This is a genomic window from Pseudoxanthomonas dokdonensis, from assembly GCF_001431405.1.
GTDB lineage: Bacteria > Pseudomonadota > Gammaproteobacteria > Xanthomonadales > Xanthomonadaceae > Pseudoxanthomonas_A > Pseudoxanthomonas_A dokdonensis.
In genome coordinates, this window is the sequence record NZ_LDJL01000001.1 from 258,880 (window position 1) to 275,123 (window position 16,244).

Genomic DNA, 16,244 nt, shown 5'->3' on the forward strand with positions numbered 1-16,244 from the left:
CATGTTGCCAGGAATGGAATTGATGGCGTGCCCGGAGTTGGCGGTGTCCAAGGAGGTGATGCGCCATGTGGTACAGGTGGAATCATCGCGCAATCCCTATGCGATCGGGGTGGTCGGCGGTCACCTGAAACGCCAGCCCAAAAACCTGCAGGAAGCGCTGGCAACGGTACGGATGCTGGAGAGCAAGGGCTATAACTTCTCGGTCGGCATTGCCCAGGTCAATCGCTACAACCTGGAAAAGTACGGTCTGGACTCGTACACCAAAGCATTCCAGGTCTGCCCCAATCTCCAGGCCGGCGCGCGCATTCTCGCCGAGTGCTACCAGCGGCACCAGGACTGGGGCAAATCCTTCAGCTGCTACTACTCGGGCAACGCGGTCACCGGCTTTCGCCACGGCTATGTGCAGAAAATATTCGCCTCGATGGCCAAAACCGGCGAAGGCACAGTCGGCGCCATCCCGGTCACCGGCAGCGCGAACCGGAAGCCGCAGGACGTCAGCCATTTTCCGGCACAGTCGGCGCCATCCCGGTCCGTTGCTGGTATCAGCCGTATTTCGACTGACGTCGCCGTGCCGGAGCAGCCAGCTGTGGCAGCTGACCCCGCGTTTGCCGGGTCACTTGCGGCGTCGCCGTCCGCAGGCATCACCTCACCGGTGGCCGGCACACCGTCCGCTGGCATCAGCAGCCGGCAGCCACCAGTGATGCCGGTCGGTCCGGCAGACCCGGCCGGGCCCGTCCGTCTGCAGCCTACCGCGGCAATGCAAGGAGCTACTCCAACGACCGCCACCAGCCAGGTACAGAGGTCCCCTGGCGACAGTGCCTTCGTCTTCTGACTCTGCGCTTCACTTCAGCAAGAAAAACCGTTCAGCCGTTCCATTTCACTAGACCACGCAACAAAGGAGCAATCATGAAAAAGACCACCATTTCCCTGCGCACCCGTTTCCAGCTTTTGGTAGCTACGCTTGCCATGTCTCCCATGATGGCTTGGGCCGCCTACGGTGATACAGACAAGAAGGTGTGCGGATTTCTCGACAACATTACCGGCTTGCTGAACATGGGTTCGATTGCAGTAGTCACCATCGCGGTCATCTTCGCCGGCTACCAGATTGCTTTTGCCCACAAGCGTATCGGTGACGTTGCTCCGATTCTGATTGGCGGACTGCTGATTGGCGCTGCAGGCCAGATTGCCAACATGGTGATCGATAGCGATGGTGCTGATAAGTGCACGGCGCTGCTGATGAACATGCATCTGCTGCCCTATGCATAAGAACGCGCTCTTCCGCGGCTGCACCCGCCCACCGATGTTCCTCGGGGTTCCCTATATCCCGTTCTTCATCGCGGCGGGCTCGGTGCTGCTGTTGGCGATGTACACCAACATGTTCTTCCTGTTCCTGCTGCCGGTGGTGATTTTCGTGATGCGTCAGATGGCGCGTCGCGACGAGATGATATTCCGGATGCTTGGTCTGCATCTGCAGACGCGTCTGCGCACTCGCAACATCCGCGACAACGGCGGTATGTGGGTTTTCAGCCAGAACATCTATCGCAACAAGCCGTCTCGACATGATTAATCCATGTCGAGACGGACGCATGCACGCCAATGCATGCAAGAGGGCCAGCCGGTCGTACACCGGCTGACCCTTCAATCCTTTTCCAGAGCACGACGTTTCCATGTTCAACCCAGACGCGCCACAGACTGACTTCATACCGCTGTCCACCCATGTATCGCCGACGGTCATCAAGACCACGGGCGGCGATTACCTGATGGTATGGCGATTGGAAGGCTTGCCCTTCGTCGGCCGCGAGGAGTGGGATCTGGAGCATCGGCACAACACCTTCAACCGGCTGCTGCAGACATTGCGTGCACCGGACTACGTCAATGTTGCATTCTGGGTGCATGACATCCGCCGCAAGCGCCGATTGAACGGTGGTGCTGCGTTCCGGCACCGCTTCAACCAGCAACTGTCCGACCAGTACCATGAGCTGTTGTCGTCGCAACGGCTGATGGGCAACCAGCTATACCTGACGATGCTGTATCGACCCAGGGTCAGCGGCAAGCGCTTTGCCGAGAAATCCGCCGACACCGCGGTGCTGCAGGCGCAGCAGGACGAGGCAGTAGCGAAAATCCAGGAGCTGGCGACCAATGTCGAGGCATCGATCAAGGAGTACACGCCCTACCGGCTGGGCATGTACGAGGCCGACAACGGCATCGTCTTCTCGGAGGCGCTGGAGTTGTACGGCTACATCCTCAATCGGGTCGACGAGCCGGTACCAGTGCTTGCAGCACCACTTCCGTCCTATCTGCCGGTCAGCAAGCACCTGTTCTCGACCAAGACTGGCGACTTCGCCATCAACCCGCCGACGGGGCCCAGCCAGTACGGCGCGATGTTGAACATCAAGGAATATCCGGACAGCACCTACCCCGGAATCCTCAATGGCTTGAAGTACCTGGATTTTGACTACGTCCTGACCCACTCATTCAGCCCGGTCGGCCGCCAGGACGCATTGAAAGTACTGGACCGTACCCGCGGCATGATGATTTCATCCGGCGACAAGGCGGTCAGCCAGATCATCGAGCTCGACCAGGCGATGGACGACTTGGCGTCGGGTAATTTCGTCCTCGGCGAATACCATTTCAATCTTGCAGTCTATGCGGACTCGCAGGCGCAACTGGCTCACAACCTGGCGACCGCCCGTGCCGAGCTTTCCAATGCAGGCTTCGTCTCGGCCAAGGAGGATCTGGCCGTGGTATCGGCTTTCTACGCGCAGTTGCCTGGCAACTGGCGTCACCGCACCCGCCTGGCCAACGTCAGCTCGCTGAACTTTCTGGGTCTGTCGCCGCTGCACAACTTCGCTACCGGCAAGCGACAGAACAATCCATGGGGCGATTGCATCACTACATTGCAGACGACCAATGGCCAGCCTTACTACTTCAACTTCCACGTCTCCGATCCCGGCCAGGATTCGTTGGGCGAGAAAGCCATCGGCAACACCCTGGTCATCGGCAAGTCCGGCACCGGCAAGACCGCGCTGATCAACTTCCTGTTGAGCCAGGCGCAGAAGCTGCAACCGGAACCGACCATCTTCTTCTTCGACAAGGACCGTGGCGCCGAGATATTCGTACGCGCCTGCGGCGGCCACTATCTGTCGCTGGAGAATGGCGAGCCAACAGGCTTCAACCCGTTCCAATGCGAAAACAACGAATCCAACGTCCAGTTCCTGGCGGATCTGGTCAAGATTCTGGCCGGCAAGAGCAGTTATACGGCACGCGAGGACGAGCAGATCTTCGTCGCCGTGGAGGGCATGCTGGACACGCCGCCGCACCTGCGCAGCATGACCAATCTGCAGAAAAGCCTGCCCAATATGGGCGACGACGGCCTGTACGCACGCCTGCGAAAGTGGACATCCGGCAACTCACTGGGCTGGGTCTTCGACAATCCCAAGGACCTGATCGACCTCAGCCAGGCCAACATCATCGGCTTTGACTACACCGAGATCATCGACAACCCCGAGGTCCGGGTGCCAGTCATCCATTACCTCCTGCATCGTCTGGAGGAACTGATAGACGGCCGTCGGCTGATCTACGTCATGGACGAATTCTGGAAGATTCTGGATGGCGAGGGTGGCCTGAAAGAGTTCGCCAAGAACAAACAGAAGACCATCCGCAAACAGAACGGACTCGGGATCTTCGCTACCCAGAGTCCGGAAGATGCATTGCAGAGCGACATCGCCGCCGCGCTGGTGGAGCAGACCGCGACCATGATCCTGCTGCCCAATCCCAGCGCCAGCCGCGACGACTACATGAACGGGCTCAAGCTGACCGAAGCCGAGTACAACGTGGTCAAGAACCTTGACGAGCGGTCACGCTGCTTCATGGTCAAGCAGGGCCACGCATCCAGCGTATGCCAACTCAATCTGCGCGGCCTGGATGATGCGCTGGCCGTGGTGTCCGCCTCAACCGACAACATCGCGATCCTCCACGAAGTCCTGGACAAGGCGGCGCGACAGCAGGAAATCGATATCGAACAATTGCAGCCGGAGCAGTGGCTGGAGCAGTTCTATCAACAGCGCAAGGGCAGCGGCAAATCCAACGGAACGGAACAGGTGACACGATGAAACAGACTAATAGCTGGAGTAAAAGAATATCCAGGCAAATGATGTGTGTGCTGGTAGGCGTACTCGCGTTCAGCGGCAACAGCTCAGCGCAATGGATAGTCGAAGATCCAGCTGCGATCTCCAAGATGGTCCAGGAATACATAGAAACCGCACAGCGCTGGAAGCAGACTGCTGACCACTATCAACAACAGCTGATCAAGTTCAAGAAGCTGACCTTCGTCGCGTCGCAGTTTGCCGATGACTTCTCGTTGCGGGACGCGACCTATGGTATGGACGAATGTCCGGGAAGTGACAAATTTCCAATCGATATTGAAGAGCTGATAAGAACAGTAAGGCCAAATCTCCGGGGCGAAATCGTCGAAGAGCAACGCAAGATCTGCCAACGTATCGTGTTAGCCAAGAACAATAAATACAACGACACGATAACCATGATGAGAACGCTGATACAACGGCAGCGTGAGCTGCAGGCGATCGAAGGACAAAGGGCTGCCGTGGGCACGAATCAGGGTGCCCTGGCCGCCAACGACAATGAAACGCAGCGTCTTCTGACGCGTACCACCATGGACTTGAATTTCTGGCAATCCCGCAGTTCGGCATACGATGGTTACATCGCCGCATTGCAGGAGGACTCCGACCGTTTGGCCAAGTGCGCCATGCGCGGCTGTCCGGATGGTCTTCAGAACCTGATTGGCAATGTTGTACAGGCCGCGACGCTGAAAGCAGCACTATCGGTCGATTGATCGCAATGCTCCCGGAGAAAAGCCGGAACAGCAAGGAATAATTCAATGAGTGTTTACATCGATAAGCTACTGGGCGGGCCGCTGCACTATCTACAAGCTCAGGCTGCGGATATCGGCAGTTTAGTCTTCTTCAAGCTGATCTCAGATTATCTGGATAAGCAGATTCTGCTGATGTCCGACGGCATCATGGGGCGTGCCATGCTATGGGCGGGTGGTGTGGCACTGGCTCTGCTAACCATCTGGATCATGATAGTGGGCTATCAGATCATGACCGGAAGTTATCGTGGGTCGATGTCATCCCTGATTACCGACATGGGGAAGAAGGTCGTCATTGTATCGGCGGCCACCTCCATGGTCCTATTTGGGAACAACCTTAATGTGTTCTTCACTCATGATCTGGATCGCTCGGTTAACTACCTGATTACTGGGGAAGAGAGGACAACGTCTGATGCCATTGATGAGAATCTCGCATACATGCAGGTGGCGTTGTCCGCAATAGATGCAGTGGCCGTGGTCGATGGAAATCCGGAAGTGCGCGAAGAAAAAGCGCGGGCGTTGCTATTTGCTGGATTTGGCACCTCCGGGCCCGCGTTGACGGCGGGTGCGATGCTGATCTTCTTCAAATTCATCATCGGATTCTTCATTGGGTTAGGGCCGATTTTCATCCTGATGTTGATGTTCAACTCGACCAAATCCCTGTTCCAGCGATGGCTGCAATACGGCATCGCCACGCTGTTTGCGATGGCTGCGCTGAATGCTGTTACCAGCATCGTACTTGGCCTATCGACACGGGTAGCGGCCGCGTTCTGGGGAGCAAGAATGATCAACCTGATTCCCGGACTCAGTCCAGAGGGTCTTTCGTCCCAGGCAATGCAGCAGGGAGGAATTGGACTGTTACTGACTGCGGCTTTGATCACCGTGCCCTCCGCGGTGGCGGCATTCTTTGGTGGTTTGGCCAGCAGTTTCTCGCCCTATCCAACCTTGGGTCCTGCGGGCCAGCCAGGCCCCCAAGGTCAGCCACCCGGCGCGTACGCAAGACAACACAACAACGCTTACAACAACTCGGGAACGACGACACCCAGCCCTTCCATTTCCAGCCATCGAGTAGCTTCGCCGTCGAGTGGTAAAGCACTGGATGAAATAAAACAATCAACAAACCAGCGGGAGAACTAGTCATGAAGAGATATATCCTGGTGCTTCTATTCTCTCTTGGCTGGTTGGCCATTGACGCCCACGCGGAAGGTCCGTGTCCTCCGGGGTACTTTCCTGCAGTACAGCCACCCGCGGGACCACTGAGTTGTGGACCAATTCCAGGCTACAACCAGCAGCCTGCAGCACCGTCGGAACGCCCTGCGTACTGGGATGACCGGTACGGCGCAGTCGCTTGGGATCCTGAGGTTCCGGGACATGGGGGTATCGGCATAGCCGAGCAGTTCACCAGCGCCAGGAAAGCCAGAAAAGCCGCTTTGAAGGATTGCGTCAATACCGGCGGTGACAAGAAAACCTGCAAATTGGTGATTGAGTACTCCAATGGCTGCATGGCCATGGCAGAAGGCGCTACCGGCATACGATCCCCGCACGTCAAGAGCACGTATGAGGAAGCAAAGGCGTCGTCCATGGAAGCGTGCGAAAGCGACACGACTGATTGCAAGATAGTAGCTCTTGCATGTAGCAAGCCCGTTCTGTCCCGCTAGATAATCAATTGAAGTCACGGAGTCGACAATGAAAAAGGGAATACTGGCTGGCCTGGCATTGCTGCTGACGGTTGGTGCCGGCGCAGCACATGCGGAGGGTTTTTACGAACCGATCCCTTACTACAACAACAATGTGTTCCTGTTCTGCACGATAGGCGTGCCCCAGGACTGCTGGATTCCGCTAAGTCCTGCGCTGGGAACGTTTACCGTCACCAATCAGTATTGCTACAACCCGGTTTCGTCGACGACGTATGCAAGGGTCTGCCCGCATGCTTTCCAGAGCGGAACAGGATCAGTGTCATCCTCGTCCAGCAGCATGGAGGGGATGATGGCTGGTGGCGCAGCGGGTGCAGCTGGTCAGGCGGAAGGCAGCGATACTCCATCTCTGGCCCAGGAGAACGACGAGCCTGCTTCACCGCTTCCCGAGTGATCATCGCGCGGTCATCCAGTAGTGTGGAGTTTTCGTTGAGTGCTTGACGACTGGCAACTGTCTATCGACAGCCACTTACCCTTGAAGACACATCGCTGGAATCAGGATCGGATAGACACAAGCATCTTTGGAAGAGCCGGGACGAGCTGACTGCCAAAAACACCTTTTTTCAGCATGGAAGATGTCACCCATGAAACGATCTCTTATCGCAATGCTGGTCACTGTGCTTGCCAGCTGTTCGCCAGGTTCCGCGCCGCACGCGAGCGTGGGTGGAGTTGCAAGCACGCAACATCCCGTCCAGACGGAAAAGCGTGCGATAACCGCCGGTGGTGCCGGACACGATGACCCGGTAGTAATGAGTAAGGTCTGCGGCAACGCGGAGCTTGAGCTTCACTGCCCGCATGCAGGCGAAGATGCATTGAAGCTGGACTGTCGCGCGACCAGAATTTCGCTGAAGACCGCGGACACAAAGGTAAGTTACCTGGATAATCCGGCTGAGATGAGCAAGTACACGGCGGTCGGTTTGGGCTGTGCGACCGCAAAAGATGGTTCGTCATACTTCGTGGTGCAGTACGGTGAGTTGCCTTTTGGTTGCCAGTTCTGTGAGTGGAACTATCTGTATGACCAGGACGGCAGGCAGCTGACCCACAGCCAGCCGGCGATACTGCAGGATGCTTCGCTGCCAGGTGATGACAAGCAGTATCCGAACAATCAAGAGTTTGAAGCAAAGCACAAGCAGCTGGGTTTGTCGCAACCGGAGATAGAGTTCCTAGCTTGCGATGTACGCATGGACGCAGCTGGCGAGCCAGTGTGCGAAAAGGAGAGCAGGGATGCCAGGGGATGAGATTTACCAGGACATGGTGCAGGCGCGGGGCAATCCCTATCGGCAAGACCAGATCGCACCTTACAGCCACTATCGGGACCCGATAGACCGCACGCCGGGCCGGCTGGCCGGCAACTCCACGATCTGGGGAGACGCGAGTCCGGAAGTGCAGTCGCGGGTCATCGACCTGCTGGTCGACACCTCGCGCGACGCTGGTTTGAACGCCAGGCAGACAGCGCACGTGCTGGCGATCGCCAGAGCCGAATCCGGATTCAATCCTGACGCCGCCGCCGGTACCACCTCGGCGCATGGCATCGGACAATTCATCAACAAGACCGGTGCCGCATACGGCCTGAATGACAGCAACCGAACCGCTGTGGCGTTGCAGGCAAGAGCATTGGTCGCCCATTTCCAGGACAACCAGCGTCTGGCCCGGGCACGTGGGCAGGGCGAAGAATACATCTACAAATACCATCATGACGGCCCGAACGACGAATCTGGCGGTTTGTCGCTCTCGCGAACCAAAGTCATGCCGTACCTCGCGGATTACGAGGCATTCGTGCGCCGACGCCTTGGCGTGCCAGCGGAGCGGATCGACAACGTCGGACAGCCGCATCCCACGCCTGGCGGGCAATCGTCGTCGCCGCGCGAGGATGCCCCGACGCTGCTGGTCGCGGGCATGTCCGGCCCGCAGGTACGGCAGCTGCAGGAGCGCTTGAATGCGCTCGGCTTCAATGATGACCGGGGACTGGCATTGCAGGAAGATGGTCGCTTTGGTCAACGAACCGCCGAAGCGTTGCTCAGCTTCCAGCGCGACTATGGCCTGCGAGAGGATGGCGTTGCGGGCCCCAGGGTACGCAGTGCGCTGACCCGGACGGAACAGTTGCAGCAGCAACCCGTTAGCGAGTTTAGCGAGCAGTCGATGTTGAAGCAGGGCACGCATGGCAGCGCAACCCGCAGCCTGCAGGAAGCACTGAACCAGCTCGGCTATTCAGACGCGCGCAGTCAGCCGCTGGCGACCCATGGCCTGTTCAATGCGTCGACTTCGGCAGCGGTCCGCGAGTTCCAGCGCGATCATGGCCTGAGTGTCGACGGCATTGTCGGTCCGGACACCACAGCCGCGCTGCGGACGGCCGCAACCGCGCCGCTGCTGAATCACCCGGACCACCCCGACCATTCACTGTTCAAGCAGGCGCGCAATGCCGTGCAGCGCATGGACAACCAGCAAGGACGCGTGTCCGACCACAACAGCGACTGTCTGGCGGCGGCATTGACGGTCGCTGCCAGGTCAGATGGGCTGGATCGCATTGACGAGGTATTGCTGTACAGGAATGGCGCTGTGGCCAGTGCCATCCAGTACGGACAAGCCGGTATCCGTGACCGCTACGCCTCAGTGGACACGACACAAGCGCTCAACCAGACCCTGGCTGACAGCAGCCGACTGCTGAAGCCGAAAGAAGGCCAGGTGGTGATCAACCCAGCACCTGAGCCGTTACGTGAGCAGCCGGGGGCAGCGCAAGTCCTGCGCTAGGCAAGCGAAGAGAACAGAGCTGCAGAATGAGTCCAACAAACGTAAATGCCGTGGGTGCCCGGCTTGCTACCAGCGCATCCGATCCGGGGCATGAATCCGCAACGCGCGGGATGGGAGACAACTCGTACTTTACGGTGTGTCGCCAAAAGCACACCTCTATCCGCGACTTTGGACAAGAAGGCAATAGCGGAACTTCTGAAGCTGGCAATCCAGTACCAACCCAGGTTCCCTGCCAGTACGAAAGGTATCTGATTGCCTGTGTAGATGAACAACATGTAGGTGACCACCAAGGAGATCGAGCCTATGCCATTGAACAGAGCCGCAAACGCTGACTATAACCACGGTCCACCTGCAGGCCATATCCGCTTTCGTGATTTCGTCTTGATGCTATGTCTCTTATCGCTGTCTTCGTATGTGTTGGTGGCGCAGGCGAAGGAGAGCAAGCGTGCCACTGCCAAAGCTGACGCATGGATAGGACGCGACGCCGCCGACCTTCTTACACAGTTGCGGGTCGATGGCGGTCGCGTCCAGATTGATGAGAATGATGAGACAGGCGAGACGTCATACACCTGGGAGACCTGGAATCCCGACTGGGTGGAAAACAGGGTGGTCGGGTCCGAGATAGCCCCAGGACCCGGCGGCATATTCCATACCACCTACACACAGGATGTCTATCACCCTGCAACAGTCAGATGCATTGTTACTTTCCACGCCGACAAAGAAGGCATCGTCAGACGTTGGGACTACGAGGGAGACACTTGCAGCCGAGATGTCGAAAAGCCGAAGGAATAGCTGTGACAACCTACAAATGGAGAATTTCCGTGAAAGCAATCAATCTTGTGGTTCTGTTGATGATGGCGCTGGGGCCGGCTGTTGCCGCGCCGGCATCGGCTGCTGATGTCCGCCACGGAGTTGTGGTCGACAGAAAGCCGATAGAAAATCGCGGAACCGATGAAACCCAGTCCTACAAGAAAAAGAAGTCCTTTGGACGGAATATCGGCCAGTTAGCGCAGGTCTGGGTTGGCCCACGTCTTCTCGGCAAGAACGATGCGGTCGATGCAGCGGTGCAAAGCAATTCTGGTGGGGCCGTCGGCGAAGCCGTCGCTGCAAAAGTAAGTGACCGCGGTCCGACCACACGATACATGGTGAAGATCCGCCTGGACAGCGGAAAAATACTTGCCATCACCCAGCTTGGGGAAACATTGGGTGATATCAAGGCAGGCAGTCGAGTCAAGGTGGAGGGACGGGGAGACGATGCACGGATAAGTGCGGAGTGACTACAAGGCCTGAGGTCTGAGCAATAGCGCGCAGGCTGTTGGCAAAGGCAGTTGGCACGGACCGGGCAGCACGCCCGGCATCCTCCGTATGCAAACAGCCCGGAGTAGGTGGACGCCTGGAGCTGCAAGATCCGCCACTGGGAAGCGAGGCGGAAAAGGTCGCATAGCGCAGCTATACGCATCAGTAGCAAGCCGTTGATCCCAGCTCACCACTGCCCGGACAACACCACGCACACACGGCGTGACCGGAAGTGGAATCCGGACACGAGGGTACCGGTGGCGGAAGATCTTGCGTAGGCTTGGGTGAATAACCAAGGCGTGCGCGATTCCCTGGCCACGCTTGTCAGAAGGAGTACCTTGATGGCATCGAAGAAAGTCACTTTTACCGGTCATGATGGCAGCCAGCTGTCCGCCAGCCTCGAGCTGCCGGCCCGCAGGCCGCAGGCGTTTGCGTTGTTCGCGCACTGCTTTACCTGTGGCAAGGACAGTGTGGCGGCGGCACGCATCAGCCGTGCACTGACCGATCACGGCATCGCGGTCATGCGCTTCGACTTCACCGGCCTGGGCAACAGTGAAGGTGACTTCGCCAATACCAATTTCAGCTCCAATGTCGAGGACCTGGTGGCCGCCGCGGCCTATCTGCGCGAGCATCACCAGGCCCCGGCGTTGCTGGTCGGCCATAGCCTGGGCGGAGCAGCGGTACTGGCGGCGGCGCACGAAATCCCGGAATCCGTCGCGGTGGCCACATTGGCCGCGCCGGCGGAGCCGGACCACGTGCTGCAACAGTTTGGCGAACCTTCGCGCGACGAGATCAGCCGATCCGGCGAAGCGACCGTGTCGCTGGCTGGCCGGCCGTTCAATATCAAGCGCCAGTTCCTGCAGGATCTGCAAAGCAGTCGCATCGACGACTGCATCGCCCATCTGGGCAAGGCGCTGCTGGTGATGCATTCGCCGCTTGATACCCAGGTCGGGGTGGACAGCGCCAGCCGGATCTTCCTGCGTGCCAAGCACCCCAAGAGTTTTGTGTCGCTGGACAAGGCCAACCATCTACTGACCCGGCGCGAGGATGCCGAGTACGCCGCCACGGTGCTGGCGGCCTGGGCCAGCCACTATCTGCCGATGGCGGATGCGACGCCGTTGCCGGCCGGGATCGTCGAAGTCAGCGAATCGGGGACTGGCAAATTCACCCAGGTCGTGCGTAGCGGGCGGCATGTGCTGGCCGCGGATGAACCCGCCGATGTCGGTGGCGATGATGCAGGACCGGGCCCGTACGACTATCTTCTGGCTGGACTCGGCGCATGCACCTCGATGACGTTGCGCCTGTATGCCGAACGCAAGCAGATACCGTTGCAGGGTGTCAGTGTGAGACTGCAGCACGGACGCGTGCACGCCGAGGATTGCGCCGATTGCGAAACCAGCAGCGGCCAGATCGACCAGATCACCCGCACGCTGGAGCTGACTGGTGACCTCAGTGAAGCGCAACACGCCGATCTATTGCGTATTGCCGACCGCTGCCCGGTCCATCGCACGCTGGAGAACGAGATCAAGATCCGGACCAGCCTGGCATCTGATCAGCAGCAGGAAAACCCTTAGCCGTAGTGCGAAGTCGCGCTTGCCTGCCTTTCAGGCCGCGGTTCTTTCAGACGCTGTGGGGGCAAGAGCAGAAGCAACGCCTGCACGGCACGACCGGTCAGGTTGCATCGGCGTCCGCCGTGCGCGACGGCGCGCGGCGCGTGGTAGCAGATCCAGCTCCGTGGCAGGTCATTCCGGCAGGCGGAAGAACGCGCGTGCGGTGGTAGTGGTCTGGGCGGCAACGTCGGCCACGTCCTGAGCGCGGTCGCGGGCCAGTTCCTCGACAATGTGGGCCAGGTACATCGGTTCGTTGCGGCGATGCGAGGGTTGCGGCTTGACCGTGCGCGGCAACAGGTACGGCGCATCGGTTTCAATCATCAGCCGGTTGGCCGGGATGTGCCTGACCAGCTCGCGCAGATGCAGCCCGCGACGCTCATCGCAGAGCCAGCCGGTGATGCCGATATGCCAATCCTGATCCAGGTAGGCGAACAGTTCCTCGCGGCTGCCGGTAAAGCAGTGCACCACCGCTGGCCCCAGCTTGCCATCGAAGTTCTTCATCATGGCGATGAAGTCCTCGTGCGCATCGCGCTGGTGCAGGAACAGCGGCTTGCCGATGTCGGCGGCGGTCTGCAACTGCATCTCGAACGCGCGCCGTTGTGCCGGACGCGGCGAGAAATCGCGGAAGTAGTCCAGTCCACATTCGCCGACCGCGACCACCTCGGCATGACCGAGCAGGGCCCGCATTTCCGCATCGCACTCGGCGGTGTATTCGCTGGCATGGTGGGGATGTACCCCCGCAGTGGCGAACAACTGGCCGGGATGCGCCTGCGCCAGCTGCAATGCCTTCGGTGAATGCTCACGGCTGGCGCCGGTGACCACCAGTTGCGTCACACCGGCCTCGCGCGCGCGCGCCAGCACCGCGTCGCGGTCATGGTCGAAGGAGTCGTGGGTAAGGTTGGCGCCGATATCGATCAATTGCATCCGCGCATTCTAGAGCGTGCCACGTCCCTTGGCTAAGCCGCGCTGTCCGGACGGACGACAGCCACTAGAATTGGCGGGTGACCAGAACCCGCTTCCCCATTGAAGAGCTGTTGCCGGCGATTGCGCAGAGCCTGCAGACGCACCCGCGACTGGTGCTGGAGGCGCCGCCGGGCGCCGGCAAGACCACCCAGGTGCCGCTGGCATTGCTGGCGCAGCCGTGGCGCGGTGACGGTCGCATCATCGTGCTCGAGCCAAGGCGGGTCGCGGCCCGTGCCGCGGCCGGATTCATGGCCGCGCAACTCGGCGAAGCGCCGGGCGACACCGTCGGCTACCGGATCCGTTTCGAGAGCCGGGTGTCGGCGCGCACCCGTATTGAAGTGGTGACCGAGGGCATCCTCAACCGGATGATCCAGGACGACCCGATGCTGGAGGGCGTGGCAGCCATCGTCTTTGACGAATTCCACGAACGCCACCTGTCGGCGGATCTGGGGCTGGCGTTGGCGCTGGACGTGCAGGCGCAGCTGCGCGAAGACCTGCGCATCGTGGTGATGTCGGCGACCCTGGAAGGCGATCCACTGGCGCGCTGGCTGCAGGCACCGCGCTTGAGCAGCGAAGGCCGCAGCCATCCGGTGCAGATCAGCCATTTCCCGGCCCGGCGCGATGAATCACTGGAGGTGCAGACCCGTCGCGCGATCGAGCATGCGCTGCAGCAACACGCCGGCGACCTGCTGGTATTCCTGCCCGGCCAACGCGAAATCCAGCGCATGCAATCGCTGCTGGCGACGTTGCCCGGGTGCGATGGCATCGTGCTGCCATTGCATGGCGAGCTGCCAGTGGAACAACAGTCGGCCGCGCTGCAAGAGGACCCGCAGGGGCGGCGGCGGATCGTGCTGGCGACCAACGTGGCCGAATCATCGGTGACCTTGCCCGGGGTACGCGTGGTCATCGACTCGGGCCTGGCGCGCGAGCCGCGGCTGGACCCCAATAGCGGATTCTCGCGGCTGGAAGTGGTGGCGATTTCGCCGTCGTCGGCGGATCAGCGCGCCGGCCGCGCCGGCCGTGTCGCCGAAGGCTGGGCCTATCGGCTGTGGCCACAGTCGCAACGACTGGAACCGCAGCGACGTGCGGAAATCACCCAGGTCGAACTGGCTTCGCTGGCGCTGGAACTGGCGGCATGGGGCAGTGATGATCTGCGCTTCGTCGATACACCGCCCGCCGGCGCCCTGTCCTCGGCGCGGGACCTGCTGCGCCGGCTGGGCGCACTCGATACCGGCAACAGCATCACCACGCTGGGCAAGCGCATGCTGGCCCTGGGTACCCATCCGCGTCTGGCCGCGATGCTGTTGCGCGCCGGAGGTGACGAGGACCGTGCACTGGCCTGCGACCTGGCTGCGTTGATCGAGGCACGTGACCCGTTGCGCGGCGCCGGCGATGCACTGGCCGCGCGCTGGCGGGCATTGGCTGCGCTGCGCGAGGGACGGGCGCCAGCTGATGCCAACCGCTCCGGCCTGGCCGCCATTGACACGTCGGCGCGGCAATGGCGGCGGCGCCTGCGGCTGGATGCGCCAGCGCCGGCGCAGGTCGAAGCGCATCGCCTGGGCGACTTGTTGAGCCATGGCTTCCCGGACCGCATCGGCTTCCGCCATCCAGCCGATCCACTGCGCTATCAGCTGGCCAACGGACGCATGGCCAGGCTGTTTGCCGACAGCGCCCTGATCGGCGAGCCGTGGATTGCCATCAGCGAACTGCGCTACGAAGCCAAGGATGCTGGCGTGCAACGTGCCGCACCGGTGGATGAGCGTTTCCTGCGCAGCGAGTTCGCCGACAGCTTCGTTACCGAGGACGTGGTGCGCTGGGATCCAGCCCGGCTTGCCTTGAGCGCTCAACGGGAAACGCGCTTCGCGCAGATCGTGCTGGAATCGCGCCCCGCCGGCCGTGTCGATCCGGCCCAGGCAGCGAGCGCTCTGGTCGCCGCCGTGGCTGATCTCGGGCTGGCCTCGTTGCCGTGGAGCGAGTCGCTGCAGCAGTGGTGCGAACGGGTCCGTTGCCTGCGCGAATGGATGCCGGAGCTGGCGTTGCCGGACCTGTCCGACGAGGCGTTGCTGGCGACGCTGGATCACTGGTTGATGCCGGCATTGCAGGGCAAGACGCGTCTGGATGCACTGCAGGGCGAGGAACTGTCGAACGCACTCAAGTCAGTGCTCGATTGGTCACAGCGCCAGCAGATCGACTCGCTTGCGCCGACCCGCATCAGCGTTCCTTCCGGGATGGAACGACGCATCGAATACCGACACGGGCAGGCGCCGGTGCTGGCGGTCAAGCTGCAGGAGTTGTTTGGCCTGGCCGATACTCCGCGCGTGGCCGACGGCCGCGTGGCGCTGACCCTGCATCTGCTGTCACCGGGCGGCAAGCCGCTGCAGATCACCCAGGACCTGCGTGGTTTCTGGGACCGGACCTATCCGGACGTGAAGAAGGAAATGAAGGGACGCTATCCCAAGCATCCGTGGCCGGATGACCCCTGGAGCGCAACCGCGACCCATCGCGCCAAGCCCAGAGGGACTTGAAGCGCGCTGGCCTGAGCTGGTGTCGGGGTGCAGGCCGGCGTGGCTGAAAACGAGCTAAATCCATCGCCCTGCTGCTGGCCGACACTAACGCCTCGTAAACGCCGGTCAAGGGACACTGAGGCTCATCTCCCATCGCAAGGACGAACCATGAGCAGATTCACCGACATCACCGACCGTGCGCTGGAGCTGGCTTCGCAGGCCGGCACCAGCATCCGCCATGCGGTTCCCGACACCAGCAAGCTGCTGCAGACCGGCGCGGCCATCGGCGCCGTGCGTACCGGTGGCAAGGTCGCGACCACCTTCGTCCGCCGCAACCCGGCGGTGATGGTGGCCGCCGCCGCCGGCCTCGGCCTGCTGGCTTTCGCTGCCTACCGCAAGCGCAAGCGCGACCAGGCCAATGCGCCGCTGGAAGGCAGCTCGCGCCGGGTCGAGGCGCGCCGCGTCCGTGGCCCGACCCGCGCCACCGCTGCCAGCCGCCGTCGCGCCGCCCGCGAAGCCGTCAGCGAAGAGTAAGCGTTGC

Annotated in this window: 16 protein-coding genes; 15 read left to right on the forward strand and 1 reads right to left on the reverse strand. The window is 60.8% G+C overall.

Annotated elements, in window-relative coordinates; translation table 11 throughout:
* The first annotated feature begins 13 nt into the window (after positions 1 to 13).
* The 13 genes from ABB29_RS16775 (at position 14) to ABB29_RS01075 (ending at position 12,200) form a co-directional block, all read left to right on the forward strand.
* Positions 14 to 832, forward strand: a complete 819-nt coding sequence (locus ABB29_RS16775) for a lytic transglycosylase domain-containing protein (protein WP_057656739.1) — start codon at positions 14 to 16, stop codon at positions 830 to 832.
* A gap of 134 nt (positions 833 to 966) precedes the next feature.
* Entirely contained in the window at positions 967 to 1,266 is a 300-nt protein-coding gene (locus ABB29_RS01030; protein ID WP_245622510.1) for a TrbC/VirB2 family protein, read from the forward strand.
* A complete protein-coding gene (locus ABB29_RS01035) occupies positions 1,259 to 1,567 on the forward strand; it encodes a VirB3 family type IV secretion system protein (protein ID WP_057656741.1) in 309 nt (102 codons plus the stop codon). The genes ABB29_RS01030 and ABB29_RS01035 overlap by 8 nt, the downstream gene beginning before the upstream one ends.
* Before the next feature lie 100 nt (positions 1,568 to 1,667).
* Positions 1,668 to 4,112 (forward strand): VirB4 family type IV secretion/conjugal transfer ATPase, encoded by a 2,445-nt coding sequence (locus ABB29_RS01040; RefSeq protein WP_057656742.1) that lies wholly within the window; start codon positions 1,668 to 1,670, stop codon positions 4,110 to 4,112.
* Positions 4,109 to 4,852 (forward strand): hypothetical protein, encoded by a 744-nt coding sequence (locus ABB29_RS01045; RefSeq protein WP_245622502.1) that lies wholly within the window; start codon positions 4,109 to 4,111, stop codon positions 4,850 to 4,852. The genes ABB29_RS01040 and ABB29_RS01045 overlap by 4 nt, the downstream gene beginning before the upstream one ends.
* Positions 4,853 to 4,897: 45 nt before the next feature.
* Positions 4,898 to 6,025, forward strand: coding sequence for a TrbL/VirB6 family protein (locus tag ABB29_RS01050; RefSeq protein ID WP_057656744.1), 1,128 nt, complete (start codon positions 4,898 to 4,900; stop codon positions 6,023 to 6,025).
* A gap of 2 nt (positions 6,026 to 6,027) precedes the next feature.
* A complete protein-coding gene (locus ABB29_RS16785) occupies positions 6,028 to 6,546 on the forward strand; it encodes a DUF4189 domain-containing protein (protein ID WP_083487323.1) in 519 nt (172 codons plus the stop codon).
* Positions 6,547 to 6,574: 28 nt separating this feature from the next.
* Positions 6,575 to 6,976, forward strand: a complete 402-nt coding sequence (locus tag ABB29_RS16230; protein WP_157062430.1) for a hypothetical protein — start codon at positions 6,575 to 6,577, stop codon at positions 6,974 to 6,976.
* Between the two features lie 190 nt (positions 6,977 to 7,166).
* On the forward strand, positions 7,167 to 7,820 hold the full coding sequence (locus ABB29_RS01055; RefSeq protein ID WP_157062431.1) for a hypothetical protein: 654 nt from the start codon (positions 7,167 to 7,169) through the stop codon (positions 7,818 to 7,820).
* Positions 7,756 to 9,330 (forward strand): peptidoglycan-binding protein, encoded by a 1,575-nt coding sequence (locus tag ABB29_RS01060; RefSeq protein WP_157062432.1) that lies wholly within the window; start codon positions 7,756 to 7,758, stop codon positions 9,328 to 9,330. The genes ABB29_RS01055 and ABB29_RS01060 overlap by 65 nt, the downstream gene beginning before the upstream one ends.
* Positions 9,331 to 9,609: 279 nt before the next feature.
* The gene (locus tag ABB29_RS01065; RefSeq protein WP_057656747.1) at positions 9,610 to 10,122 is read left to right on the forward strand and encodes a hypothetical protein; all 513 of its coding nucleotides are present in this window, start codon (positions 9,610 to 9,612) and stop codon (positions 10,120 to 10,122) included.
* Positions 10,123 to 10,151: 29 nt separating this feature from the next.
* Positions 10,152 to 10,607, forward strand: coding sequence for a hypothetical protein (locus ABB29_RS01070; RefSeq protein ID WP_157062433.1), 456 nt, complete (start codon positions 10,152 to 10,154; stop codon positions 10,605 to 10,607).
* Positions 10,608 to 10,967: 360 nt separating this feature from the next.
* A complete protein-coding gene (locus ABB29_RS01075) occupies positions 10,968 to 12,200 on the forward strand; it encodes a bifunctional alpha/beta hydrolase/OsmC family protein (protein ID WP_057656749.1) in 1,233 nt (410 codons plus the stop codon).
* Between the two features lie 168 nt (positions 12,201 to 12,368).
* Here ABB29_RS01075 and ABB29_RS01080 read toward each other — a convergent pair whose 3' ends face one another.
* Positions 12,369 to 13,160: a TatD family hydrolase gene (locus ABB29_RS01080; protein WP_057656750.1), complete on the reverse strand. Its 792-nt coding sequence runs from the start codon at positions 13,158 to 13,160 to the stop codon at positions 12,369 to 12,371.
* Positions 13,161 to 13,237: 77 nt separating this feature from the next.
* Between ABB29_RS01080 and hrpB the strand changes: the two genes are divergently transcribed.
* Together hrpB and ABB29_RS01090 are read left to right on the forward strand one after the other, a co-directional pair.
* A complete protein-coding gene (gene hrpB, locus ABB29_RS01085; RefSeq protein WP_057656751.1) occupies positions 13,238 to 15,724 on the forward strand; it encodes an ATP-dependent helicase HrpB in 2,487 nt (828 codons plus the stop codon).
* A gap of 147 nt (positions 15,725 to 15,871) precedes the next feature.
* Positions 15,872 to 16,237 (forward strand): hypothetical protein, encoded by a 366-nt coding sequence (locus tag ABB29_RS01090; protein WP_057656752.1) that lies wholly within the window; start codon positions 15,872 to 15,874, stop codon positions 16,235 to 16,237.
* Positions 16,238 to 16,244: the final 7 nt, after the last annotated feature.

What these genes read in the sequence shown, in the direction of transcription:
- ABB29_RS16775 (WP_057656739.1), top strand. Translation starts at nt 14, where the DNA reads ATGGAATTGATGGCGTGCCCGGAGTTGGCGGTGTCCAAGGAGGTGATG.
- ABB29_RS01030 (WP_245622510.1), top strand. Translation starts at nt 967, where the DNA reads ATGTCTCCCATGATGGCTTGGGCCGCCTACGGTGATACAGACAAGAAG.
- ABB29_RS01035 (WP_057656741.1), top strand. Translation starts at nt 1,259, where the DNA reads ATGCATAAGAACGCGCTCTTCCGCGGCTGCACCCGCCCACCGATGTTC.
- ABB29_RS01040 (WP_057656742.1), top strand. Translation starts at nt 1,668, where the DNA reads ATGTTCAACCCAGACGCGCCACAGACTGACTTCATACCGCTGTCCACC.
- ABB29_RS01045 (WP_245622502.1), top strand. Translation starts at nt 4,109, where the DNA reads ATGAAACAGACTAATAGCTGGAGTAAAAGAATATCCAGGCAAATGATG.
- ABB29_RS01050 (WP_057656744.1), top strand. Translation starts at nt 4,898, where the DNA reads ATGAGTGTTTACATCGATAAGCTACTGGGCGGGCCGCTGCACTATCTA.
- ABB29_RS16785 (WP_083487323.1), top strand. Translation starts at nt 6,028, where the DNA reads ATGAAGAGATATATCCTGGTGCTTCTATTCTCTCTTGGCTGGTTGGCC.
- ABB29_RS16230 (WP_157062430.1), top strand. Translation starts at nt 6,575, where the DNA reads ATGAAAAAGGGAATACTGGCTGGCCTGGCATTGCTGCTGACGGTTGGT.
- ABB29_RS01055 (WP_157062431.1), top strand. Translation starts at nt 7,167, where the DNA reads ATGAAACGATCTCTTATCGCAATGCTGGTCACTGTGCTTGCCAGCTGT.
- ABB29_RS01060 (WP_157062432.1), top strand. Translation starts at nt 7,756, where the DNA reads ATGTACGCATGGACGCAGCTGGCGAGCCAGTGTGCGAAAAGGAGAGCA.
- ABB29_RS01075 (WP_057656749.1), top strand. Translation starts at nt 10,968, where the DNA reads ATGGCATCGAAGAAAGTCACTTTTACCGGTCATGATGGCAGCCAGCTG.
- ABB29_RS01080 (WP_057656750.1), bottom strand. Translation starts at nt 13,160, where the DNA reads ATGCAATTGATCGATATCGGCGCCAACCTTACCCACGACTCCTTCGAC.
- ABB29_RS01090 (WP_057656752.1), top strand. Translation starts at nt 15,872, where the DNA reads ATGAGCAGATTCACCGACATCACCGACCGTGCGCTGGAGCTGGCTTCG.